Here is a 23,040-nt window from a genome sequence, read left to right on the forward strand (position 1 = left end):
TTTCTACTTGGCCGCGCGGGGTGACCCGGACGCGGGGTCACCCCCGCAGGCCGCGCAGGAGCAGCGCGGTCAGGGTGTCGATGGCCTCGTCGTCGGGGAGGCGGGGCTCGGGCGCGGTCAGGTGGGCGTAGGCGAACATGGCCAGCATCGCCCCCATCGCGTCGGCGACGACCGCGGGGCGGCCGGGCAGCCGGTGGCCGCGTGCCTCCAGGAACTCCAGGTGCTGCCTGAGCATGCCGGTGTCCTCGGCGAGCCGGGTGCGGGCCAGGCCGCTGAACGGGGACTCCAGCATCGAGGACTGGAAGAGGGCGACCATCACCGGCAGGTGGGTGCGGAACGTGTGCCAGGCCGCGGCGACGTGGAACCGCAGCTGCGCCTCGTCGGACAGGTCGTGGTCCGGGTCGTGGTCGGGCAGCGCGGCGTCGGCGGTGTCCTGCATGTCCGCCAGGAGCGCCTGCAGCAGCTCCTCCTTGCTCGCGAAGTGGTCGTAGAACGAGCCCACCGCGCGGCCCGCCTCGGCCGTGATGTCGCTGATCTTGGTGTTGAGGTAGCCACGGGTGGCGAACAGATGGCGGGCCGCGTCCTTGAGGGCGGCGGAGGTCTGGGCCGCCTTCTCCTTGCGCGTCGCCATCGCTCTCACAACCTTGTCACGCCGTGACTCTTGACGCCCGACGGTAGCAGCCGTAAAACTGAATCATAATTCACCGAATACAGATTCACTAAGGGGTGCGGCATGGAAGCCATGGTCATCGGCGGCGGGGGTCGCGGGACCGGTTGCGGCGATCGCGTTGCGCCGGATCGGCTGGGACGTGACGGTGTTCGAGGCGTACGCGGACCCCGCCGGCGACGTCGGATCGTTCGTGAGCCTCGGCGACAACGGGCTGCGGGCCCTCGACGCGATCGGCTGCCGGGCGGCCGTGGCGGCCCGCAGCATCGAGCTGCCGCTGCTGCGGCTGCGCAGCGGCCGGGGTAAGCAGCTCGGCGAGGCGTCCCGGCGCCGGGTGACCCTCATGCGCGGGCACCTGGTGGAGACCCTGCGCGGCCTCGCGGAGGAGGCCGGCGCGAGGATCGTCACCGGGCGGCGACTGGTTGACGCGGCCGGCGGGACCGCCACGTTCGCCGGCGGCGGCACCGAGAGTGCGGACCTCATCGTCGGCGCCGACGGCATCCACTCCCGGCTGCGCACCGTCATCGACCCGGACGCGCCGGTCCCCGGGTACGCCGGGCTGTGGACCGTCGGTGGCCGCTCGGCGCACCCCGTCGAACCCGGCGCGTTCACCATCATGTTCGGGGCCAAGGCGACGATGGTGTCCGCGCCGACCGCGGACGGCACCCTGTGGGCCGCGCAGGTCCCCGCGGACCGCCCGCCCGCCGGGACGCCCGGGCCGGAGGAGCTCGCCGCGCTGTTCGCCGGCGACCGCGGGCCGGCGGCGGAGCTGATCCGGCAGACCACGCAGTGGCATCCGCGCACCGTGATGCAGGCGATGCCGGGTGGCGTGCGGCGCTGGCACCGCGACGGCATGCTCGTGCTCGGCGACGCGGCCCACCCGATGGGCGCCGGGCAGGGCGCGAACCTCGCCGTCGAGGACGCCGTGGTGCTGGCGAAGTGCCTGCGGGACGTGCCGTCGGTCGGTGCGGCGCTCGCGCGGTATGAGCAGCTGCGCCGCCCCCGCACCGATCAGATGCTGAAGGTGGCCGGCGCGAACCGGGACGCGAAGGTCGCGGGACCCGTCGCGGCCCGGCTGCGCGACGTCATGATGCCGTTGCTCTTCAAGCGGTTCGCGGAGAAGGGCGGCGCCTGGATGTACGACTACGACGTCGAGTGGAACGCCGTCAGCGCCCCGGCCTCCGCGTCGACCTGACGGCGCACCGCCGCCGGCAGCTTCGCGAACGGCTCCCACGACACGACGCCGCTCTTGCTGACCGTCCAGGTGCCGGCGACCTGGCCGTCGACGAGGAACGTGCCGATCGACTGCGGCATCCGCACGTGGAACACCTTCGTGCGGTGCTCCTCCGGCAGGATCAGGCTCCGGCGGGCGTGCGCGAGGAGGGTCGCGTCGTAGGTCGGCAGGAACCGCACCGGCGCCGGGGTGCCGGGGTCCGGCAGCGGCTGGTCCGGCAGGTCGACGAGCTCCCGGCCCCGCTCGTCGCGGAAGCGGCGCAGCTCCATCGGCGCCAGGACCTTGGTGATGTCGGCGACGCTCAGGCCGGCCCAGTCGGCGATCTCGGAGCGGTGGGCCGGCCCGAAGCCGCCGAGGTACCGCCGCACGAGCAGCTCGCGGCCCTCGGCGACGGTGACGGCGGTCGGGGCGACCCAGTCCTTTGCGAGCCCGAAGAGGTCGGCGCGCCGGCGGGCCCAGGTGCCGGACGGTGGCACCCGGACCATGTCCAGATACATGCCGACGCCTCCGCGGACCGCCGCGCCGTAGCGCTGGTCGATCTCGGTCCGCCGCAGCGGCCGCTCCCGCAGCAGCGCCTCCAGGCCCTTCGCGGCCTCGGCGAGCTCCTCGGGCCCGACGTTGTTGCGGATGACGCGGTGGTACCAGTCGCGCCGGGCATCGCGGACGCCGACGACGAACGGCCAGAAGTCGGCCCGCGACACGAGATGGATGGTGGCCCGCAGCAGCGTCGCCTGGACGACCTCGCGGGACTCCAGGAGCCGGGTCAGCGACTCCCGCTCGAACCCCTCGATCCGGGTCCACAGCCCGATGTACATCGAGGGTGCGTACTGCGCCTGCAGACCGGCCATGCGCTCGAGCACGGTCGCGGGGTCATCCCGCACCCGGGAGATCAACGACTGCCGGGCCAGCAGGGCGCGATTGAGATCCCGCCACGTCAGTGTCCGCTCCATGCGGCCCAACGGTAGCCGTCAGGCCACGTCGCGCAGCGCGGCCTTCACGAGGTCCATCGTGCGTTCGTAGCTCATGCCCTGCTCACGCAGCAGCCGGCCGCCGGTGCCGCGCTCGTCGCGCAGGACGCCCAGCAGGAGGTGCTCGGTGCCGATGTAGTTGTGCTTCATCGACAGCGCGACCCGCAGCGACAGCTCGAGCGCCTTCTTCGCGTCGTTGCCGAACCGGCCGGACAGCTTGCTGCGCCGGAACAGGAACCCGCCGCGGCGGGGTGGCTCGGCCCGCTCCAGGGCGCCGGGCCCGAACGTCTGCTCGACGCTCTCGCGGACCGCGTCGAGGTCGATGCCGACGGAGCGCAGCGCGGCCGCGTCGTCACCGGCGGCAAGGGTCGCGCGCAGTTCGGCGGCCTCGATGCCGCAGGCGTGCAGCACGTCCGCGGCGATGCCGCCGGCGGTGAACATGGCCAGGACCAGGTGCTCGGTGCCCACCGTGCGGTGGCCGAGGGCGTCGGCCTCCTCGTGGGCGGTGTGGACCACCGTGCGGGCCCGGGTCGTGAACCGCTCGAACATCACTGCTCTCCTATCACTGGGGTCCGGCCGGCGTGCTTCTTGTGCACCGCCTGGCGCGTCACGTCGAGGGCGTCCGCGATCTCCTGCCACGACCAGCCGTGCAGGCGCGCGTTGTCGACCTGGAGGTTCTCGAGCGCGTCGGCGAGGCGGCGCAGCGCGACCGCCGCCCGCAGTCCGATCCTGGGATCCGGGCTTGCCGCGGCGTCGGCGAGATCGCCTGCTTCCGTCATGTGTCAACCGTAGTTGACAGCATCGCGAGTGTCAACGTTGGTTGACAGCGGTTCGGGGCGCATATTCTCCGTCGCATGGACGCACTGCCGGTCATCGACATCTCCGACCCCGCCACCGCCGCCCCGGAGATCGAGGCGGCCTGCCGCAGCAGCGGCTTCTTCTACGTCAAGGGCGACGGCGTGCCCTCGTCGCTGACCGACCGGCTCGACGCCGCGGCGCGGACGTTCTTCGCCCTGCCTGCGCCGGACAAGATGGAGATCGCGATGGCCCGCGGCGGCCGGGCCTGGCGCGGCTTCTTCCCCGTCGGCGCCGAGCTGACCTCGGGTGTCCCCGACCGCAAGGAGGGCATCTACTTCGGCACCGAACTCGGCCCCGACGCCCCGCAGGTGCGCGCCGGGCTGCCGCTGCACGGCGCCAACCTGTTCCCCGGGCAGGTGCCGGACCTGCGGCCGGTGGTGCTCGAGTACATGGCGCTGCTCAGCGAGGTCGCGCAGCGGGTCCTGCGCGGCGTCGCGCTGAGCCTGGGGCTGCCGGCCGGGTACTTCGAGCAGTCCTACACCGCCGACCCGACCGTGCTGTTCCGGATCTTCCACTACCCGCCGTCGGAGCCCGGCAGCGACGAGTGGGGCGTCGGCGAGCACACCGACTACGGCCTGCTGACGCTGCTGCTGCAGGACGGCAACGGCGGGCTGCAGGTGCGCACCCCGGACGGCTGGCTCGACGCGCCGCCGATCCCCGGCACCTTCGTGTGCAACATCGGCGACATGCTCGACCGCATGACCGGCGGCTGGTACCGCTCGACCCCGCACCGGGTCCGCAACCTCAGCGGCAACGAGCGGCTGTCGTTCCCGTTCTTCTTCGACCCCGGCTTCAGCCAGGAGGTCCCGCCGCTGCCCGCGACGGGGCACGCGGGCGGGCAGCGGTGGGACGGACAGGACCTCCGGGCGTTCACCGGCACGTACGGCGCATATCTGGTCGGGAAGGTGGGCAAGGTGTTCCCAGAACTGCGCGCGGACACCCGTCACCAGGAGGCCCCGAACATCGGTTAGACCCTGCAAAAGCGCTGTTCGGGGGGCTGGCACGATGACGGGAGCAAACCTGTGGGCGGTGTCCCTACCGTTTGAGTCACCACACCGCAACAGGAGGCCCCCGATGACCACGCCGACCCCCACCACGACCCGCAAGCTCACCAACCTCGACAGCGAGCAGGGCATGCTGGTGTTCCTCGCCGTCCTCGTCCTGGTCAGCGTCATCGGCGTGATCGTGGTCGGCGGCTGAACTCCCAGGTGACTACGAGGCAACACCAAGTGCAATCACTGGCGCCCTTCATACCGTCATTGGGGTATGACCTCCGACGCCACGCTCGAACAGGAGCTGCGGGACGTGTTCCAACGCCACGAGCATCTCGCCGGGGACGTGAGCCTCGACGACCGGCCGGCCGACGACTCCTCGTCGAGCCGGCCGCCGTCGTCCGCTCGCGCTCCCCGTTCGAAGTCAGGCTCGAAGTCCCGCTCGAAGGGCGGGCCCTCGAAGGGCGGCTCGCTGCGGCGTAGCCACAAGGACCCCAGATGGGCGCGTGCGCTGGTGGTGGCGGGCGCGCTCATGATGGTGCTGGCGGGCGGCGCGTTCGTGGCGAAGGACGTGGTCATGAACTACGCCACGCGCAACGTCAAGCAGGAGGACCTGATCGTCCCGGCCGCCGAGCAGCAGGGCAAGCACGTCACGATCAGCGGCGCGAAGAACATCCTGCTCATGGGCATCGACCCGCGCCCCGGCCAGGACGAGTCCGAGGCGATCCGCTCCGACTCGATCATCATCCTGCACATCCCGGCGAGTCACGACTCGGCGTACCTGGTCTCGATCCCGCGTGACACCTGGGTGAAGATCCCCAAGTTCGACAACGGCAAGAACCGCTACACCGGCGGCCACGACAAGATCAACGGTGCGTTCGCGATCGGCGGCCTCGGCACCACGGGCAAGGAGCAGCGCAAGTTCGGCGTCACGCTGCTCGCCGAGACCATCGAGGAGAACTGGGGCATCACGTTCGACGCCGCCGCGATCATCGACTTCACCGGCTTCCAGAACGTCGTCAACGTGCTCGGCGGGGTCGACATGTACGTCGACCAGGAGGTCAAGTCCGTCCACATCGGTCACGACGCCAAGGGTGAGACCAAGGTCCCCTTCATCCAGCGCGACAACGGCAGCGGCGGCACCGCCCTCATCCCGGTCGCCGGCGTCACCCCGCAGACCTACCACGTCGGCTACCAGCACCTGGAGCCGTGGCAGGCCCTGGACTACGTCCGCCAGCGCGAGACCCTGCCCAACAGCGACTACGACCGGCAGCGTCACCAGCAGCAGTTCATCAAGGCCCTGTTCAAGCAGATCCTGAGCAAGGACGTGCTCACCGACCCCGGCAAGCTCAAGAAGGTCCTCGACGTCATCGGCCAGTCGATGACGATCGACTCCGGCGGCATCGGCCTCGACGACTGGATCTTCGCGATGAAGGGCATCAGCGGCGACAGCCTGCTGACCGTCAAGACCAACAACGGCACCTTCTTCTCCTCGTCGGAGAACCCGGGCGCGGAGGCGCTCGACCCGACGACCTTGGAGCTCCTCGCCGCGGTCAAGGGCAACACCTTGGAGGAGTTCATGGCCCAGCACACGAGCCTGATCTCCAGCTAGGCGCCGCCCCGCCTACTCGGCCCGGTCCTGCATCTCCCACAGGTGGTCCAGGACGTGCCAGGCGTACCTGCGGGCGGCGTACCGCGAGGTCCAGCCGTTGTCGACCAGGGGACCGCCGTCGTGCGGCCGGCCGAGGATCGCGACGACCTCGTCGTGGATCGCGGCGATCGCGGCGGTGTCGTCGATCGCCGGCTGGGGGAGCTTGAAGCCGATCTTGCGCCCGTAGCCGGCCTCGGCGCCGTAGACGTGGTCGATCATCTTGTCGCGGTCCCGGCCGCCGCCGCGGGGCCCCTTGCGCAGGGACGCGGGCGCGGTCGCGGCGAACGCGGCGAACGCCTCCCATGCGGCGGTGAGCAGCTTCCTGTGCCGGTCGGCGACGGCCTTCGTCACGGCGCGGTTGTCGGCGTCGGGGTGGGCGTCGGGGACGCCGAACTGGGTGGCGGAGGTCCCCGGGACCCGTTCGACGACCTTGAACGTGGGTGAGGCCGGGAAGGCGTAGCCGGCCGCGGCGGCGATCGGCGCGTACCGCGTGCCGTAGTCCGCCAGCGCGCCCATCGCGTCGTCCTCGGTCTTCGCGAAGCGGCCCCAGCCCGGCCAGTCCAGACTCGCCGCGAACACCTTCTTGTCAGTCACCTCGAGATACACGTCGGCCATGACTGTGACCTTAGGCCGCTTTCCTCGGCGCCGCAGAGGTGCTTGCATACCATGGGTCACATGCCTGAGCTTGTGAGTTATCTTCGGGAAGCACTCCTCGCCGGCGATGTCGAGACCACCCGGGCCTCCAACCATGGCAACGCCGCGGCGTTCGCCGACGGTCACGAGGGATACCTGTTCGGCCTGGCACCGCTGAAGACGTGGACACTGGCGCAGGTGCTGGGCGTGATGGCGGAGCGGGTCGGCATCGACCCCGACCCGGTGCGGTCGACGGGCACCGACGTGATCGACCCGTACAAGACGGTGGCGGCGCTGGACCGGATGCGGGAGCGGCTGCGGGTCGCGGCGCAGCGCCGGGAGCGGGTCCTGGTGGCGTCCGGCCATCCGGCCGGGATCGTCGAGGTCCACCTGGCGGTCGTCGCGGCGTTGCGGGCGGCGGGCTGCGAGATCCTGATGCCGGCGCCGGGGGTGGCGCTGCGGCGGCCGGGCCGCTACGACAACCGGGAGTTCCCCCTGGCCGTGCGGTACGTCGGCGGGGTCGCCATGGCGGCCGAGCGGGGCATCGCCCTGTGGCACACGCATTCGCCGGACGGCATGCGCGCGATGCTCGACGAGCTCGAGTCGACCGGTGCCGCGATGCCGGACCTGGTCTTCGCCGACCACGGGTTCGCCGGTGCGGCGGCCGCCGCGGGGCTGGACGTGGTGTCGTTCGCGGACAGCAACGACCCGGCGCTGTTCGTCGGCGAGGCCGAGGGCCGGGTGTCGGTGACGGTGCCGATCGACGACAACGTCCAGCCGCATCTGTACGGACCGATCAGCGCATACCTCCTAGAAGGGATAGCCGCTTAGTGATATGACACGGGTGCTATGGGGCAATTTGGACCCCGTACCTTGTGGGCCTCCCCGTCCGATGACAGCATCGGTCGCGGCCGATATTTATCGGCTCCGATATAGGGGAGGCTCACGTGAGACTCACAAGGTCCAGACTCCGTCGCGCCGTGGTCATCGCCGCGGGCACCGCCCTCGTCGCAGGCTCGGTCCTCACGCCGTCACCGGCACAGGCCGCACCGATCGGCAGCACCGACGCGCTCGTCGAGCAGCTCGGGCTCGCCACCGCGGGCTCCTACTGGGACGCCCAGCTCGGCAAGATGGTCGTCACCGTCACCGACGCGAACACCGCCAAGAGCGTCGAGTCGACCGGTGCCGTGGCCCGCAAGGTCAAGCACAGCGGCGCCGAGCTGGCCCGCATCACCTCTGCCCTCGACGCGAAGGTCTCCGTCCCGGGCACCGCCTGGGCCGTCGACCCGGTCGCCAACCAGGTGGTCGTCTCCATCGACCCGACGGTCACGGCCGAGCACGTCAAGACCATCGAGGCGACCGTCGCGGCACTCGGCAGCGGCGCGACGATCGAGCGGCTCCCCGGCGCGCTGCAGCCGACGATCTCCGGCGGCCAGGCGATCTACGCCGGCGGTTCCCGGTGCTCGCTCGGGTTCAACGTGGTCAGCGGCAGCACGTACTACTTCCTGACCGCCGGGCACTGCACCAACATCGGCGCGACGTGGACGACGAGCAGCGGCTCGGTCCTCGGCACCCGGACCGGCACCAGCTTCCCCGGCAACGACTACGGCATCGTCCGGTACGCCGCCGGCGTCGCGCACCCCGGCAACGTGTCGCTGTACAACGGCTCGTTCCAGGACATCACCGGCGCGAGCACCCCGAGCGTCGGGCAGTCGGTGCGCCGCAGCGGCTCCACCACCGGCGTGCGCAGCGGCTCGGTGACGCAGCTCAACGCGACCGTCACCTACTCGCAGGGCCGGGTCACCGGCCTGATCCGCACCACCGTCTGCGCCGAGCCCGGCGACAGCGGCGGCTCGCTGTTCTCCGGCTCCACGGCCCACGGCCTGACCTCCGGCGGCAGCGGCAACTGCAGCAGCGGCGGCGTCACGTACTTCCAGCCGGTCACCGAGGCGCTGAGCGTCTACGGCGTCAGCGTCTACTAGTACCGGCCCCACCTGTGCCACCCGCCGCGGCAGGGCGGGTGGCACAGTGGTGCGCATGCGGGTGGGGATCCTGGGGCCGTTGACGGTCACGATCGAGGGCCGGTCCGTCGACGTCACCGGCGCCCGGCTGCGCACGCTGCTGGTCCGGCTCGCCTGCGAACCGGGCCGGTTCGTCTCCGTGGAGCGGCTCGCGGCGGCACTGTGGCCCGGCACCACCCCCACCGACCCCGCCAACGCCGTGCAGTCGCTGGTGTCGCGGCTGCGCAAGACCCTCGACGGGCACCCGGCGCTGGTGTCCGGCGCCGGCGGGTACCGTCTCGACGTCCCGCCCGGCGACGTCGACGCGCACCGGTTCGAGCGGCTCGCCGCCGAGGGCCGGCGGGCGCTGCGCGACGGCGACCCGGCCCGCGCCGCGACCCTGCTGGCCGAGGCCCTGGACCTGTGGCGCGGCCCGCCGGACGTCGACGACGCCCTCGCCGCCCGCTGGCAGGAGCTGCGGCTCGCCGCGACCGAGGACCACGCCGAGGCCGTCGGCCCGCGCGCACCCGGCCTGGTGGCCCGGCTGCGGGAGCTGACCGCCGCGCACCCGCTGCGGGAGCGGCTCGCGGCGCAGCTGATCACGGCGCTGCACGCCGACGGCCGGCGGGCCGAAGCCCTGGCCGCGTTCGAGGAGTGCCGCCACCACCTCGCCGAGGAGCTCGGCGTCGACCCGTCGCCGCAGCTGCGCCAGGCGCACCTGCTGGCGCTCACCGACCGCCCCGGCGGCAACCTGCGCACCCCGCTGACCAGTTTCGTCGGCCGCGACGACGACGTCGAGCGCCTCGCCGCGCAGATCCTCGACCGCCGGCTCGTCACGCTCGTCGGCCCCGGCGGCGCGGGCAAGACCCGGCTCGCCACGACCGTCGCCGCCCGGGACCCGCACACCGCCTGGCTGGTCGAGCTCGCCCCGGTCGCCGAGGCCGCCGACGTGCCGTCCGCCGTCCTGCGCGCCCTGGACACCGGCGGCCAGCTCGACCCGCCGCAGCGGTTCCGCCGCGGCGACGTCACCGGCCGGCTCGCCGAGCTCCTCGCCCCCGCCGACGCGCTGCTCGTCCTGGACAACTGCGAGCACGTCGTCGAGGCCGCCGCGAAGCTCAGCGAGGACCTGCTGGGCCGCTGCCCGAAGCTGCGCATCCTGGCGACCAGCCGCGAGCCGCTCGGCATCCTCGGCGAGACCCTGTTCCCCGTCGGCCCCCTGCCGCCGGGGCCCGCCGTGCGGCTGCTGCGGGACCGCGCCGAGGCGGTGCGGCCCGGGTTCGAGGTGACCCCGGCCGCCGAGGAGATCTGCCGCCGCCTCGACGGGCTGCCCCTCGCGATCGAGCTGGCCGCGGCCAGGCTGCGCTCGTTCACCGCCGAGCAGCTCGCGGCCCGCCTCGACGACCGGTTCCGGCTGCTCACCGGCGGCAGCCGCACCGCCCTGCCCCGGCACCGGACCCTGCACGCGGTCGTCGCCTGGAGCTGGGACCTGCTCGAGGAGCCGGAGCGTGACTTCGGCGCGGCGGTCGCGGTGTTCCCCGGCACGTTCGACGCCGGAGCCGCGGCCGCCGTCGCCGGTGTACGGGACGCCGAGCCGCTCCTGGACATGCTCGTGGACCGTTCGCTGCTGCAGGTCGTGCCGGGCGGGACGGTCCGGTACCGGATGCTGGAGACGATCCGCGAGTTCGCCCTGGAGGAGCTGATCCGCGCCGGCCGGGCCGCCCCGGTCAGGTCGGCGCACGCCGCGCACTTCCTGGCCCTCGTCGAGCATGCCGAGCCGCACCTGCGCACCGCCGCGCAGGTCGACTGGCTGGCGCGGCTGCGGCCGGAGCGGGCGAACCTGCACGCCGCGGTCACCCACGCCTGCGACACCGGCGACGCCGCGACCGCGTTCCGGCTCGGCGCCGCGTGCGCCTGGTTCTGGACGTTCGAGGACAACCACGCGGAGGCGGCCGGCCTGCTCGGGCGGATCCTCGACGTGCCCGGCGACGTGCCCGCGCACGTGCGCACGGTCGTGCTCGCCGTGTACATCATCAACAGCGGCTTCGCCGGTGACTTCCAGTTCGCCGAGGGGCTCCTCGACGGCTGCCTCGCCCTCGCCGCGCAGGTACCGCCGGGCACCGGGCACCCGTTCGTCGGGCTGATCGAGCCGGTCGTGATGATGTTCCGCGACGACAGCACCAACGGCGCCACCGCGATCCGGCGCCGGCTCACCGAGCCACTGGAGCCGTGGTCACGGGGCATGCTGCTGTCGATCCTCGGGCACCTGCGGGAGAACGACGGCGACATGGACGGCATGCTGGCCGCCCAGGAGTCCGCCGCGGTCGAGTTCCGGCGGGTCGGGGAGCGGTGGGGGCTGTCGATGACGCTCGCCTCGATCGCCGACGCGCGGGCCCGCCGCGGCGACTTCACCGCCGCCGCCGCGCTGTTCGCCGAGTCGATCGAGCTGCACCACCAGCTCGGCGTCCGCACCAGCGAGGCGTACCAGCGCATCCGGCTCGCCGCGATCCGCCGCCACATCGACGGCCCCGCAGTCGCCCGCGCCGAGCTGCAGCGTTTCGCCGGCGACCCGGCGTCGCTGCCGCGGGACATCTCCCACGCGATGCTGGAGCTCGGCCAGCTGGCCAGGCACGACGGTGACCTCGACGAGGCGGAGCGCTGCTACGTGGAGGCGTGGCGCCGGCAGGCGGAGTCGCCGCTCGTCGCGCCGCAGTACCGGGCGATCGTGCTCGTCGGCCGGGCGCAGCTGGACCTGCGCCGCGGTGACCTCCCGGGCGCCGCCGCGCGGCTGGCGGAGGCCCTGGGGCTGGCCGTCCCGGTGCGGGACATGCCGGTCGTGGCGCAGATCGCGGTCGGCGCGGCGGCCCTGGCCGCGGGCCCGCGAGCCGGTGACCGCGGCCGAGATCCTCGGTGTGGCCCGCGCCCTCGCCGGCGGCGACGACCTGTCCAACGCGGACCTGCTCGCCCAGTCCGCGGCGCTGCGCGAGCAGCTCGGCGCCGCCCGTTACGACGACGCCGTGCGCCGCGGCGCGGAGATGGACCGCGCCGCGGCGATGTCGCTCGTCTCAGGCCTTGCGCCGGTAGGCACGCACGGCGAGCGGCGCGAAGACCGCCAGGATGCCCAGTGACCACAGGACGGTCTTGACGACCGCGTCGAGCACCGGCCCGCCGACCATCAGCCCGCGGGCGGCCTGCATCGCGTCGGCGACCGGGTTGACCTTCACCCACGCCTGCAGCCAGCCGGGCAGCGTGTTCGTCGGCACGAGCACGTTGGTGCCGAACGTCAGCGGGAACATGATCACGAAGCCGAGGCCCTGGACCGCGCCGGGTTCGCGCACCAGCATGCCCAGCAGCACGAACATCCAGCTGAAGCTGAACGCCAGGAACATCACCAGCAGGCACGCGGCGAGGACGGCGAGGGGGTTCGTGCCGAAGCGGAAGCCCAGGAGGTACCCGAACCCCAGCATCACCACGATCGACACCACGAACCGGATCATGTCGCCGAGCACACCGCCGATGAGCGGCGCGGACCGGCCGATCGGCAGGCTGCGGAACCGGTCGAAGACCCCCGTCTTGATGTCGGTGTTGAGGCTGACCCCGGTCGGCGCCGAGGCGAACAGCACGTTCTGCACCATCAGCGCCGGCAGCAGGAACTGCAGGTAGTCGTGCCGGGAACCGGCGATGGCGCCGCCGAGCAGGTACACGAACAGCACGATGAAGATGATCGGCTGCAGCGTCACGTCCAGCAGCTGCTCGGGGGTGCGCATGGTCTTGATGAGGCTGCGCCGGGCCATCACCAGGCTGTGCCGGACCAGCCCGAACGGCCGGCCGGGCACGGCCGCGATCAGCGTGGTCACACCGTCACCTCCTGTTTCTTGTCGGTGCCGCGGGTCAGGGTGAAGAAGACCTCGTCGAGGCTCGGCAGGTGCAGCGAGAGCTCGATGACGTCGATGCCGGCCTCCTCCAGGCGGCGCACGACGGTGCCGAGGGTCCGGCCGTCGTCGACGGGCACCGACAGCACGCCGCGGCCGCGGGACTCGACCTGCCCGCCGGAGATCCCGGCGAGGATGGTCGAGACGGTGTCCAGGTGCGCCGGGTCGGCCGGCCGCACGCTGATCGTCTGGCCGCCGACGATGTGCTTGAGCTGCGCCGGCGTGCCGTGCGCGATCACCTTGCCGTGGTCGATCACGGAGATCTCGTCGGCGAGGGCGTCGGCCTCCTCCAGGTACTGCGTGGTGAGCAGCACCGTGGTGCCCTCCGCCACCTGGGCCCGGACCATGTTCCAGACGTCCTCGCGTTTGGCGGGGTCCAGGCCGGTGGTCGGCTCGTCGAGGTAGACGATCGCGGGCCGCCCGACGAGGCTCGCGGCCAGGTCGAGGCGGCGCCGCATGCCGCCGGAGTAGGTCTTGACCGTCCGGTCGGCGGCCTCGCTGAGGTCGAAGTCGGCGAGCAGCTGCGTGGCGCGGGACTTCGCGTCGCGCCGGCGCAGGTCGAGCAGCTGGCCGATGAGGACCAGGTTCTCGGTCCCGGTCAGGTCCTCGTCGACGGAGGCGAACTGCCCGGTGAGCCCGCTGATGCGGCGGACCGCTGCGGGGTGTTTGACGACGTCGTACCCGCCGACGACCGCGGTGCCCGCATCGGGGCGCAGCAGGGTGGCGAGGATGCGCACGGCGGTGGTCTTGCCGGCGCCGTTCGGCCCGAGGACACCGAGCACGGTGCCGGGCTCGGCGGCGAGGTCCACGCCTGCCAGGGCGGTGGTCCTGCCGAAGCGCTTGACCAGGCCGGTGGCCTGGAAAGCGAAGCTCATGGTGCGTTCCCCCTTTGGTGTGTCCTCCGTCAGGGTGCCGCACGCCGCTGTCATTTCACGCACATCCGCCTGTTGCCGTCGCGTCCGGCGGTGGCGTGTGATAGTAATTCATACTAAGTAGATGAGAATAATGGAGTATCTGCCATGACTGTCTCGACCCGGACGGACCTGCTCTCCGTCGCCCGCTGGCACGCCGAGGACCCGTCGGCGTGGCCGTTCGCGCCCCGCTACGAGGAGAGCCAGCGGTGGTACGGGCGGTTGCACACCGCCGACGACCACGAGGTGTGGCTGCTCACCTGGCTCCCGGGCCAGGCCACCGACCTGCACGACCACGGCGGCTCCGCCGGCGCGTTCACCGTCGTGTCCGGTGCGGTCGTCGAGCAGACCGTGCGGAACGGCTCGCTGCTCAACACCACGATGGCCGAGGGCAGCGCCCGGCGCTTCGGCGCCCACCACGTGCACCGCGTCGTCAACGCCGGCACCCGCCCCGCCGTCACCGTGCACGTGTACGGGCCGGCACTCACCGTCATGACCCGCTACCGGCTGCACGAGGGCCGCCTGAGCGTCGAGTCCGTCTCCCAGGCCGGAGCGGACTGGTGAGCGCGCCCGGTCGCTCGATCGACGACATCCTGGACGCCGCGCGGGCCCGCCTGACCCGGGTGACGCCCGCCGAGGTGGCGGACGGCGCGATCCTGGTCGACATCCGCCCCGCCGCGCAGCGCGCCGCCGAGGGCGGGATCCCAGGGGCGCTCATCGTCGAACGCAACGTCCTGGAGTGGCGATTCGACCCCCGCAGCGACGCGCGGCTGCCCATCGCCGACCGGTACGACCTGCCCGTCGTCGTCTTCTGTTCCGAGGGCTACACGTCCTCGCTCGCCGCCGCCGCACTGCAGGACCTGGGCCTGCACCTCGCCACCGATCTGGCCGGTGGCTTCCAGGCGTGGAAACGCGCCGGGCTGCCAGTGTCAAACTAGTGGCGTGAAACTGAAGCTGGACCTTCACGACATCTTCAACCGCAGCGGCGACATCGACCGCGCGTTGAAGGGGATCATCGACGAGGCGGTGGCCAAACGGGCCACCCTCGTCGAGATCATCCCCGGGAAAGGCTCGGGAGCGCTCAAGAAGCGGGTCCTGCGGTTCCTGGACCAGCGCGAGATCAAGGCGCTGTATCACCGGGTGGAGAAGGACTCGGACAACTTCGGCCGGGTCTTCGTGCATTTCCGCTGGAACGAGTCCGCCGGTCGGGGCCGGCGGTAGCTTTTGTTGTGTCCTTTGCCGGTCAGAATGCGTCCGCGGCGTCGGCCAGGGAGCACACGGACACCAGGCGCAGCACCGTCCAGTCGGCGTCGGACCAGTCGATGCTGTCCGGGGTCGGCAGCGGCCGGCCGTGCCGCTGGTGCACGGCGATGACGCTGCGGGCGTAACCGGCCAGGGAGATCGAGTCGATGTTCCGCCCGGCGGCGGTGATGCTCTGCCGGACCGCGGCGGCGTGCTGGTCGACCTTCGCCAGCAGGAACGGCTGCGCCAGCGCCTCGACCAGGCCGTCGACGCCGACCATGGCCATCACCTGGTCGAGGTAGTACCGGGCGTCGAGCTCGGCGGTGGCGAGGTAGCTCGCGTCGAACGCGGCGGGGGCGGGGGTGAGTTCGTTGCTCATGGACGATGACGCTAGGCAGTCCGGGGCTCCCTGGGATCCCCAACAACCATCCGGCACCCGTTCATGACCCACTGCACTCCGTCCGGGCGACGCCCCTTGCCTTCCCGCGCTGTTTCTGTCGGTGGTCCCGTGCAGAATGTGGGCACCCCACAGGAGGCACACCTTGTCCGACCGAAGCTTCGCCGCACCGCCGCGGCGACCCCTCGCGGCCGCCGCGACCGTCGCGGTGCTGGCACTGCTCGCGTTCCTCGGCATCGCCGACGTCCAGCCGCCGGCGCCCCGCCCCGCCTCGGCGCCCGCCGGTGACTTCTCCGCCGCCCGCGCGTTCACCCACGTCGAGCGCATCGGTCAGGAGGTCCACGTCACCGGCAGCCCCGCCGCCGACCGGGTCCGCGAGCACATCGTGTCGACCCTCACCGGCTACGGGCTGCGCCCGGAGGTCCAGGACACCGTGGGGGTCAACGCCGGCAAGTTCGGCGACGGCGGCATGGCCCGCGTCCGCAACGTCGTGGCGGTGCTGCCCGGTTCCGCCTCCACCGGCCAGGTCGTCCTGCTGGCGCACTACGACTCCGTCCAGGTCAGCTACGGCGCCAACGACGACGGCGCCGGCACCAGCACCCTGCTCGAGGTCGCCCGCGCCCTGACCACCGGCGCGGCGCCCCGCAACGACGTCGTGTTCCTGTTCACCGACGCCGAGGAGGCCTGCCTGTGCGGCGCCGAGGCGTTCGTCAGCCGGCACCCGCTGGGCCAGAAGCCGTCCGTCGTGCTCAACTTCGAGGCCCGCGGCAGCAGCGGCCCCGCCGTCATGTTCCAGACGTCCGTCGGCAACGCCGACCTCATCGACGTCTATGCCCGCACCCCACACCCCGTCGGCACCAGCCTCGCCGTCGAGGTCTACCGGCTGCTGTCCAACGACACCGACTTCACCCCGTTCCTCGCGCAGACCCGCTTCACCGGCCTCAACACCGCCTACATCGACGGGTCCAGCGTCTACCACAGCCCGTTCGACCGGCCCTCGACGATGGACAAGGCCAGCCTCCAGCACCACGGCGACAACGCCCTCGCCCTCGCCCGCGAGCTCGGCGGCGCCGACCTCCCGCCGCTGCTGCGCCCCGCCTCCGGCGACGCGGTCTACTTCCCGTTCGCGGGCCTGCTGCTGCGCTACCCGTCCGCGCTCACCTGGCCGATCGCCGTCCTCGCCCTGCTCGCCGTCGCCGCCCTGGTGTTCCTGGCCCGCCGCCGTGGCCTGACCTCCGTGCCCCGCACCCTCGCCGGCCTCGGCCTCGCCCTCGTGCCGCTCATCGCCGTCGCCGTCGCCGCCCAGCTGCTGTGGACGCTGCTGGTCGCGCTGCGCCCCGGCTATGGCGAGCTGCCCGACCCGGCCAGGCCCACCTGGTTCCGCTTCGGCGTCGTCGCGCTCACCGCCGCGGTCCTGCTGGCCTGGTATGCCCTGACCCGCCGGCGGGTCGGGCCCGTCCCCCTGGCGACCGGCGCCCTGGCTCTCCTGGCGGTCCTCGGCCTGGTCTTCGCCGCCGCCATCCCCGGCGGCTCCTATCTCGTCGCCCTGCCCGCCCTGTTCGGCGCGCTCGCCGGCATCGCCGCGCTCCACGTGCCGAAGCCCTGGCTCGCGACTGTCGTCCTCACCGCCGGTGCCGGCGTCGCCGTGCTGATCCTCGCCCCGACCGTCGCCCTGTTCTTCCCCGCCCTGGGCCTCGCCACCGGCGCCGCCCCCGCACTGTTCGCCGCGCTGCTCGGCCTCGCCGCCCTGCCCGCGCTCGAGCCCCTGTTCCGCCCCGCCGACGCCGCCCGGCACCGCCCGCTCGGCGCCGCCCCGGCCGCCGCCGCCCTCGCCGTCGCGCTCGCCTGCACCACCACCGGCATGGTCGTCGACAGCTGGGACGCCGGCCACCCCGAGCCCACCCACCTCATGTATGCACTGGACCGCGACACCGGCACCGCCGAATGGGTCAGCCTCGAGCGGTCCCCGGGCGCCTGGACCTCCCGGTATGTCCGCAACCACCAGGCCCTCGACCGCCTCTTCCCGGTCCTGCCCGCCGGCCGGCTCTCCGTCGGCCCGGCCGAGGCCGCCCCGCTGGCCGCCCCGGCCGTCACCGTCCTGTCCGACACCACCGCCGGCGACCGTCGCACCGTCCGCTTCCGCCTCGCCTCCCAGCGCCCCGTCCGCTTCGTCTCCTTCTACGGCGAGGTCGGCTCACACCGCGTCCAGCAGGCGACCGTCGCCGGCCGCGACGCCCTGACGTATCTCACCGAGCAGGATCGCTTCGGCGTCGTCTTCCACGGCCCACCCACCGACGGCATCGAGGTCACCCTCGTCCTGCAGGGCACCGAGCCGTTGAAGCTCCGCCTGGTCGACGGCAGCGACGGCCTCGACGCCCTGCCCGGCTTCACTCCCCGCCCGCCGACCGTCGGCGTCTTCGGCAGCCACTCCAGCGAGCTTGCCGCTGTCGCGGTGACTGTCACCGTCTGACCGTTTCCGGTTGTCCGGGTCTGACGCGGTTTCAGGCCCGGGCCGGGTGTTTCGTTGCCGCCCGTCGTCCCCAAGGATCGTGTGGTCGTCTTGCGGTTGCTCGTCCGCTTGGGGGTACGCCGCTTGGAGTGGTTCCTGGTGTCGGTCCTCGGGGCTCGGTGGTTTCGCGCAGCCTGCGGCGGCGCGGGCGGGTAGCGCGGTTGCCGTCCGTGCCGTAGTTGCGGTGATGCCAAGCCAGGTCCGCGCTCACATGGTCCGGCGCCGTCGGGCGCATCATTCGGTGCTACAACACCGTCGCTGGTCAAAGCCATCACAAATCGCCCATATCGCGATGTTCCCGGGGTGCTCACTGGGATCCGCCAGGACTCCGTCTTGATCGAAGGACCGGGGTGGCCGCCTGGGCGACCATGGCCGTCCTTCGATCATGAGCGGCCCTCGGAGATCGCCGTCCGGCGCGCGGTACCACTCGGTCTACTCATCGATTAGTTTCGCTTTTTGACTGCAAACGGTGTTATAGCGCGGGCCTGGCTTGGCATCACCCCAGGCGCGGCACGGGCGGTGGCCGAAGGCCGTCGTCGCTGGTTAAGTCATCGCAAATCGCCCATATCGTAACGTTCCCGGGGTGCTCACTGGGATCCGCCAGGACTCCGTCTTGATCGAAGGACCGGGGTGGCCACCCGGGCGGCCATGGCCGTCCTTCGATCATGAGCGGCCCTCGGAGATCGCCGTCCGGCGCGCGGTACCACTCGGTCCAGTCGTCGATGGGTTTCGCTTTTGACTGCAAGTGGTGTTGTAGCGCGGGCTGGCTTGGCATCACCCTGGGCACGGCACGGGCGGTGGCCGAAGGCCGTCGTCGCTGTGGTCGAAGTCATTGCAAATCGCCCATATCATAAACGTGTCGAGGCGCTCGCCGGGATCCGTGAGGACTCCGTCTTGATCGAAGGACCGGGGTGGTCACCCGGGCGGCCATGGCCGTCCTTCGATCATGAGCGGCCCTCGGAGATCGCCGTCCGGCGCGCGGTACCACTCGGTCCAGTCGTCGATGGGTTTCGCTTTTTAACTGCGAGCGGTGTTGTAGCACGAATGATGCGCTCGACGGTGCTGGATTTTCTATTGCGGGCATGCCAAACAGGTACGCGAAGAGCAGGCACCAGAGTTATCCACAGGAGAAAGATCTTGCTTCCCCGGTGGGAGCGGGCGCCTTTACCGTCGAGTCATGACGGCGGCGGTCACGGTCGACGATGTGTGGCGGGTCCGCGGCGACTGGCGGGCGATGCGGGAGGCGGCACTGCGGCTGCGGGATGAGCGCCGCGCGACCGCCGATGCGCTGCGCAGGTCGTCGGCGGCGCTGCGGCATGGGCAGGAGCTGCTCGGCGTGATTCTGGACCGTGTCGACGTGCCGATGACGTTGCACGACGACGGCCGGTTGACGTTCTACCCGGCCGACGCCGAGGACCTGGCGGCGCTGCGGAGGGCGGAGCTCGCCGCGCGGGAGATCCAGGCGGCCCTGGAAACCATCCTCGCGCAGCACCGAGCGGCAGCCCGGTGAAGCACCCGAGCGCCAGCCTGGTGAAGCGTCCCGAGCGGCGGTCCTGTGAAGCGTCCCGAGCGCCAGCCTGGTGAAGCGTCCCGAGCGGCGGTCCTGTGAAGCGTCCCGAGCGGCGGTCCTGTGAAGCGTCCCGAGCGCCAGCCTGGTGAAGCGTCCCGAGCGGCGGTCCTGTGAAGCGTCCCGAGCGGTGGCCCTGTGAAGCGTCCCGAGCGGCGGTCCTGTGAAGCGTCCCGAGCGGCGGTCCTGTGAAGCGTCCCGAGCGGCGGTCCTGTGAATGCGCCGGCGAGGTGCGAGCCCCCGCATCCGGCCGATGGCAGGCCGAGTGTGTGGGGCCGCCCCGTTGTGGGTGGCGGGGCGGCCCGGAGCGGAGGTGCGTTACTTCGCGGCGCCGGCCTTGTCCAGGGCGGCCACGGCGCCGCGGTGCAGGGGGACCGGGTCGGTCTTGCGGACCGTTTCCAGGGTGATGCCCTTTGCGGCCGCGTTGGCCCGGGCGAGTTCCTCGCGCTTCTCGATGAGGGTCTTGGTCAGCACGCAGGCGAGGTTGGCGTCCATGTCCTCGCGGACGAGCAGGACGTTGGGGACCACGATCGTCTTCACGTCCGCTGCGGTCTTGTAGATGGCCGCGGGGATCGTGCCCTCCTGGTAGGCGGGGCCGAGCTTCTGCATCTCCGGCAGGAGGCTGCCGAGGTCGAGCAGCTGGACCTTCTCGGCGGTGGTGGTGAACAGGTCGGTGACGCCGCCAGTGGGCAGGCCGCCGGAGAAGAAGAAGGCGTCGATCGTGCCGGCCTTCATCGCCTCGGTCGTCTTCGGCAGGTCGAGGCGCTGCGGCTGGATGTCGGTGTCGGGGTTGAGGCCGGCCGCGGTGAGGATGCGCTTGGCGATGACCTCGGTGCCGGAGTTCGGCGAGCCGGTCGAGATCCGCTTGCCCTTCATGCCGGCGACGGAGGTGATGCCGGAGTCCTTGCGGACGACGACCTGGGTGGCGTTGTCGTAGATGCGGCCCAGGGCGGCGATCTTCACCGGCTTGCCGTCGAAGGCGGCCTTGCCCTGCACGGCGTCGGTGGCGCTGTCGAACAGGGAGAAGGCCACCTGGTATGTGCCCTTGTCGAGGCCCTGGATGTTGGCGACGGAGGCGCTGGTCTCCGCCGCGGTCGCCTTCACCTTGTCGTTCGTGGCCTTGGTGACCTGGGTGGCGAGGGCGTTGCCGACGACGTAGTAGACGCCGGTGGTGTTGCCGGTCGCGATCGAGATGCGGGTGTCGGCGGTGACCTCGCACGTGATCGCCGCGGCGGTGTTGGTGTCCTTCGTGTTCGCGTCCTGCCGGCCCCCGCAGCCGGCCAACGCGACGAGGGTCAATGCGGCGACCAGGATCCGGGATTTCACGCGGGTTCCTCCTCCAGAGATGGGGTTGCACGAGATGCGGAGACGATCACCAGCAGGGCCGCGACGAGCAGCAGGGCGACGCCGGCGACGACCGTCCACAGGGAGAGCCACAACAGGGCCAGGGCGGCGAGGCCGGCGATGACGCGGGCCACGATCCCCGCCGGGCCGGCGCCGAGGAGCCAGCCGCCGGCCGCGACCGACAGCGCGAGCACCCCGAGCGCGGACGCGGCGAACGCGAACCCGATGTCGTCCCAGCCGCCGAAGCCGAGCAGCCCGCGGCCCGCCGGGGTGACGACGAACGCGATCGGCACGAGGTACGCGGGAAGGGCGTACCGCAGCGTCTGCCACATCGTGGGGAACACCTTGCCGCCGGTGACGGCCGCGGCGGCGACGGACGCGAGCGCGGTCGGCGGGGTCGCCTCGGACAGCACCGCGAAGTAGAAGATGAACATCGCGGTCGCGGGCTTGTCGATGCCGAGTTCGAGCAGCGCCTGCCCGATGATGACCCAGCCGATGATGAACGACGCGGTCACCGGTACCGCGAGCCCCAGCAGTGTCAGGGCGACCGCTGCGAACACGGCGGTCAGCGCGATCACCGCCGTGTGCCCGCTCGCCAGTGACTGCGCCCAGTCGACCATCAGCCCCGACATCTGCGGCCCGAGACCGGTCTTGGTGGTGCTGGCGGTGATGATGCCGGCCGCGACGCAGACCGCGACGACGGGCAGGACCCCGCGGACACCGGCGGCGAGGGACGTGACCAGCCGGCGTGGGGTGAGCCGGTGCCGGCGGTCGAGGAACGACAGCAGCGCGGCGAGGATCGTGGCGTAGATGACCGCGCGGGTCGCCGGCTGCTCCAGCGCCAGCAGCACGATGATCACCAGCAGCGACGCGAAGTGGTACCCGAACCGGCCCAGCAACGCCCACGGCGACCGGACCCGCAAGGCCACCGGCCGCGCCCCGAACCGCCGGGCGTCGATCTCGACCGCGAGCAGGATGCCGAGGTAGTACAGCAGCGTCGGGATCGTCGCCCAGCCGAGCACCGCCAGGTAGGACACGTCGAGGTACTCGGCGATGATGAACGCGGCCGCACCCAGCGTCGGCGGCGACAGGATCGCCCCGACCCCGGCGGCCGCGAGCATGCCACCGGCCCGGTCCGCCGGATAGCCGGCGCGGCGCAGGATCGGCCACGTGACCGCGCCGATGCTGACCGTGGTCGCGGCGCCGGACCCGGAGACCGTGCCGAGCAGGAACCCCGACGCGACGGCCGTGCGTCCCGCGGCGGACCGCGACCGCCGGAACGCCGCCACCGACAGCTCCACGAAGAACGCGCCGGCCCCGGAGGCGTCCAGGACCGCGCCGTAGATGGTGAACAGCACGATGTACGACGCGGCCACGTCCAGCGGCGTGCCGTAGAAGCCGCTCTGCGAGTTGTACAGCGCGTCGACGATCTGATCGAAGTCCAGCCCGAGATGCGCCAGCGACCAGTGCTGCGGCAGGTACCCGCCGTAGTAGTCGTAGGCGAGGAACAGCCCGCAGACGACGGGCAGGACCCAGCCGGTGGTACGCCGGCACGCCTCGAGCACGAGCAGGAGCAGTGCGGTACCCATGGCGACGTCGAGGGGATCCAGCTGCCCCTGCCGGTCCAGGAACGCGTTGTAGCCGCCGCTGGCGAACGGCAGCAGCGGATAGGCGCACGCGGCGAGGGTGACCGCGGCGAGGATCCAGTCACCGGCGGTCGGCCCGGCGGCGGGCTTCGCGGGTACGTCGTCCGCGTCTGCGTCTGCGGGTGCTTCGCTTGCGAATGCGTCTTTTTTAGGGGAACGGCGGAGCCGGATACCGGAGGGATAGACCACGAACACGAGCGGCAGGACGCCGCTGAGGAAGACGGCGAGGTAGTACTGGCCGCCTTGGGCCAGGGGCCGGAACACCTGCCACAGCACCAGCAACGCCGACGCGGCGGCGACGGCCGTGACCCCGACCTCGACCACCCCGCCGAGCCGCCGGCCCGGCTTCTCGTCCTCGAACTGGGCAGCGAGCTCCCGGACGCTCTCATCCTTGAGCGTCGCGTCCACATCCTCGACGGCCGCGGGCGCGACGCCCTCGCCCGGGACGGCGTCCACCACGCCCGGCCTGGCATCTTCAGGTTCCGGCACGGC

The 23,040-nt window shown here is 72.0% G+C and carries 22 protein-coding genes; 12 read left to right on the forward strand and 10 right to left on the reverse strand.

The window, feature by feature from the left end; all coding sequences use genetic code 11:
• Positions 1-37: 37 nt before the first annotated feature.
• Positions 38-631 (reverse strand): TetR/AcrR family transcriptional regulator, encoded by a 594-nt coding sequence (locus tag OHA72_RS17660; protein WP_327008911.1) that lies wholly within the window; start codon positions 629-631, stop codon positions 38-40.
• Between the two features lie 178 nt (positions 632-809).
• On the opposite strand from OHA72_RS17660, the gene OHA72_RS17665 reads away from it, so the two are divergent.
• Complete coding sequence (locus OHA72_RS17665) at positions 810-1,862, forward strand: FAD-dependent oxidoreductase (protein WP_327008912.1); 1,053 nt, start codon at positions 810-812, stop codon at positions 1,860-1,862.
• Here OHA72_RS17665 and OHA72_RS17670 read toward each other — a convergent pair.
• Genes OHA72_RS17670 through OHA72_RS17680 form a run of 3 tightly spaced genes read right to left on the reverse strand, consistent with a single transcriptional unit; the run spans position 1,811 to position 3,648 of the window.
• Positions 1,811-2,851 (reverse strand): winged helix DNA-binding domain-containing protein, encoded by a 1,041-nt coding sequence (locus tag OHA72_RS17670; RefSeq protein WP_327008913.1) that lies wholly within the window; start codon positions 2,849-2,851, stop codon positions 1,811-1,813. The two genes, OHA72_RS17665 and OHA72_RS17670, sit on opposite strands and share 52 nt — an antisense overlap.
• Before the next feature lie 18 nt (positions 2,852-2,869).
• Positions 2,870-3,418: a Clp protease N-terminal domain-containing protein gene (locus OHA72_RS17675; RefSeq protein WP_327008914.1), complete on the reverse strand. Its 549-nt coding sequence runs from the start codon at positions 3,416-3,418 to the stop codon at positions 2,870-2,872.
• Entirely contained in the window at positions 3,418-3,648 is a 231-nt protein-coding gene (locus OHA72_RS17680) for a helix-turn-helix domain-containing protein (protein ID WP_327008915.1), read from the reverse strand. The genes OHA72_RS17675 and OHA72_RS17680 overlap by 1 nt, the downstream gene beginning before the upstream one ends.
• Before the next feature lie 75 nt (positions 3,649-3,723).
• On the opposite strand from OHA72_RS17680, the gene OHA72_RS17685 reads away from it, so the two are divergent.
• From OHA72_RS17685 to OHA72_RS17695, 3 genes are all read left to right on the forward strand, one after another.
• The gene (locus OHA72_RS17685) at positions 3,724-4,698 is read left to right on the forward strand and encodes an isopenicillin N synthase family dioxygenase (protein ID WP_327008916.1); all 975 of its coding nucleotides are present in this window, start codon (positions 3,724-3,726) and stop codon (positions 4,696-4,698) included.
• Between the two features lie 103 nt (positions 4,699-4,801).
• Entirely contained in the window at positions 4,802-4,927 is a 126-nt protein-coding gene (locus OHA72_RS17690) for a hypothetical protein (protein ID WP_327008917.1), read from the forward strand.
• A 66-nt stretch (positions 4,928-4,993) separates the two neighbouring features.
• Positions 4,994-6,331, forward strand: a complete 1,338-nt coding sequence (locus OHA72_RS17695) for an LCP family protein (protein ID WP_327008918.1) — start codon at positions 4,994-4,996, stop codon at positions 6,329-6,331.
• Between the two features lie 12 nt (positions 6,332-6,343).
• Here OHA72_RS17695 and OHA72_RS17700 read toward each other — a convergent pair whose 3' ends face one another.
• The gene (locus tag OHA72_RS17700) at positions 6,344-6,985 is read right to left on the reverse strand and encodes a hypothetical protein (RefSeq protein WP_327008919.1); all 642 of its coding nucleotides are present in this window, start codon (positions 6,983-6,985) and stop codon (positions 6,344-6,346) included.
• Between the two features lie 60 nt (positions 6,986-7,045).
• Here OHA72_RS17700 and OHA72_RS17705 point away from each other — a divergent pair, with 60 nt between their 5' ends.
• The 3 genes from OHA72_RS17705 to OHA72_RS17715 all read left to right on the forward strand — a co-directional run bounded on the left by OHA72_RS17705 (position 7,046) and on the right by OHA72_RS17715 (position 12,145).
• Entirely contained in the window at positions 7,046-7,834 is a 789-nt protein-coding gene (locus OHA72_RS17705) for a phosphatase (protein ID WP_327008920.1), read from the forward strand.
• 116 nt (positions 7,835-7,950) lie between these two features.
• Entirely contained in the window at positions 7,951-8,985 is a 1,035-nt protein-coding gene (locus OHA72_RS17710; protein WP_327008921.1) for a S1 family peptidase, read from the forward strand.
• Positions 8,986-9,040: 55 nt separating this feature from the next.
• On the forward strand, positions 9,041-12,145 hold the full coding sequence (locus OHA72_RS17715) for an AfsR/SARP family transcriptional regulator (RefSeq protein ID WP_327008922.1): 3,105 nt from the start codon (positions 9,041-9,043) through the stop codon (positions 12,143-12,145).
• Here OHA72_RS17715 and OHA72_RS17720 read toward each other — a convergent pair.
• Positions 12,066-12,857, reverse strand: a complete 792-nt coding sequence (locus tag OHA72_RS17720; protein WP_327008923.1) for an ABC transporter permease — start codon at positions 12,855-12,857, stop codon at positions 12,066-12,068. The genes OHA72_RS17715 and OHA72_RS17720 overlap by 80 nt on opposite strands.
• Positions 12,854-13,807, reverse strand: a complete 954-nt coding sequence (locus OHA72_RS17725; protein ID WP_327008924.1) for an ATP-binding cassette domain-containing protein — start codon at positions 13,805-13,807, stop codon at positions 12,854-12,856. Before OHA72_RS17725 ends, OHA72_RS17720 begins: the two co-directional genes overlap by 4 nt.
• A gap of 144 nt (positions 13,808-13,951) precedes the next feature.
• Here OHA72_RS17725 and OHA72_RS17730 point away from each other — a divergent pair, with 144 nt between their 5' ends.
• Genes OHA72_RS17730 through OHA72_RS17740 form a run of 3 tightly spaced genes read left to right on the forward strand, consistent with a single transcriptional unit; the run spans position 13,952 to position 15,064 of the window.
• Positions 13,952-14,407: a cysteine dioxygenase gene (locus tag OHA72_RS17730; protein WP_327008925.1), complete on the forward strand. Its 456-nt coding sequence runs from the start codon at positions 13,952-13,954 to the stop codon at positions 14,405-14,407.
• On the forward strand, positions 14,401-14,781 hold the full coding sequence (locus tag OHA72_RS17735) for a rhodanese-like domain-containing protein (protein WP_327011586.1): 381 nt from the start codon (positions 14,401-14,403) through the stop codon (positions 14,779-14,781). Before OHA72_RS17730 ends, OHA72_RS17735 begins: the two co-directional genes overlap by 7 nt.
• 4 nt (positions 14,782-14,785) lie before the next feature.
• Positions 14,786-15,064 (forward strand): Smr/MutS family protein, encoded by a 279-nt coding sequence (locus tag OHA72_RS17740; RefSeq protein WP_327008926.1) that lies wholly within the window; start codon positions 14,786-14,788, stop codon positions 15,062-15,064.
• 22 nt (positions 15,065-15,086) lie between these two features.
• Here the strand turns inward: OHA72_RS17740 and OHA72_RS17745 are convergent, their stop codons facing one another.
• Positions 15,087-15,464, reverse strand: a complete 378-nt coding sequence (locus OHA72_RS17745) for a DUF6401 family natural product biosynthesis protein (protein ID WP_327008927.1) — start codon at positions 15,462-15,464, stop codon at positions 15,087-15,089.
• 163 nt (positions 15,465-15,627) lie between these two features.
• Here OHA72_RS17745 and OHA72_RS17750 point away from each other — a divergent pair, with 163 nt between their 5' ends.
• Together OHA72_RS17750 and OHA72_RS17755 are read left to right on the forward strand one after the other, a co-directional pair.
• Positions 15,628-17,952 (forward strand): M28 family peptidase, encoded by a 2,325-nt coding sequence (locus OHA72_RS17750; protein ID WP_327008928.1) that lies wholly within the window; start codon positions 15,628-15,630, stop codon positions 17,950-17,952.
• Between the two features lie 1,216 nt (positions 17,953-19,168).
• Entirely contained in the window at positions 19,169-19,501 is a 333-nt protein-coding gene (locus OHA72_RS17755; protein WP_327008929.1) for a hypothetical protein, read from the forward strand.
• Between the two features lie 375 nt (positions 19,502-19,876).
• Here OHA72_RS17755 and OHA72_RS17760 read toward each other — a convergent pair whose 3' ends face one another.
• Both OHA72_RS17760 and OHA72_RS17765 read right to left on the reverse strand, forming a co-directional pair.
• On the reverse strand, positions 19,877-20,884 hold the full coding sequence (locus OHA72_RS17760) for a TAXI family TRAP transporter solute-binding subunit (protein ID WP_327008930.1): 1,008 nt from the start codon (positions 20,882-20,884) through the stop codon (positions 19,877-19,879).
• Positions 20,881-23,037, reverse strand: a complete 2,157-nt coding sequence (locus OHA72_RS17765) for a TRAP transporter permease (protein ID WP_327008931.1) — start codon at positions 23,035-23,037, stop codon at positions 20,881-20,883. The genes OHA72_RS17760 and OHA72_RS17765 overlap by 4 nt, the downstream gene beginning before the upstream one ends.
• Between the last annotated feature and the right edge of the window lie 3 nt (positions 23,038-23,040).

Origin of the sequence: Dactylosporangium sp. NBC_01737 (genome assembly GCF_035963215.1) — a bacterium.
Classification (GTDB): Bacteria; Actinomycetota; Actinomycetes; order Mycobacteriales; family Micromonosporaceae; genus Dactylosporangium.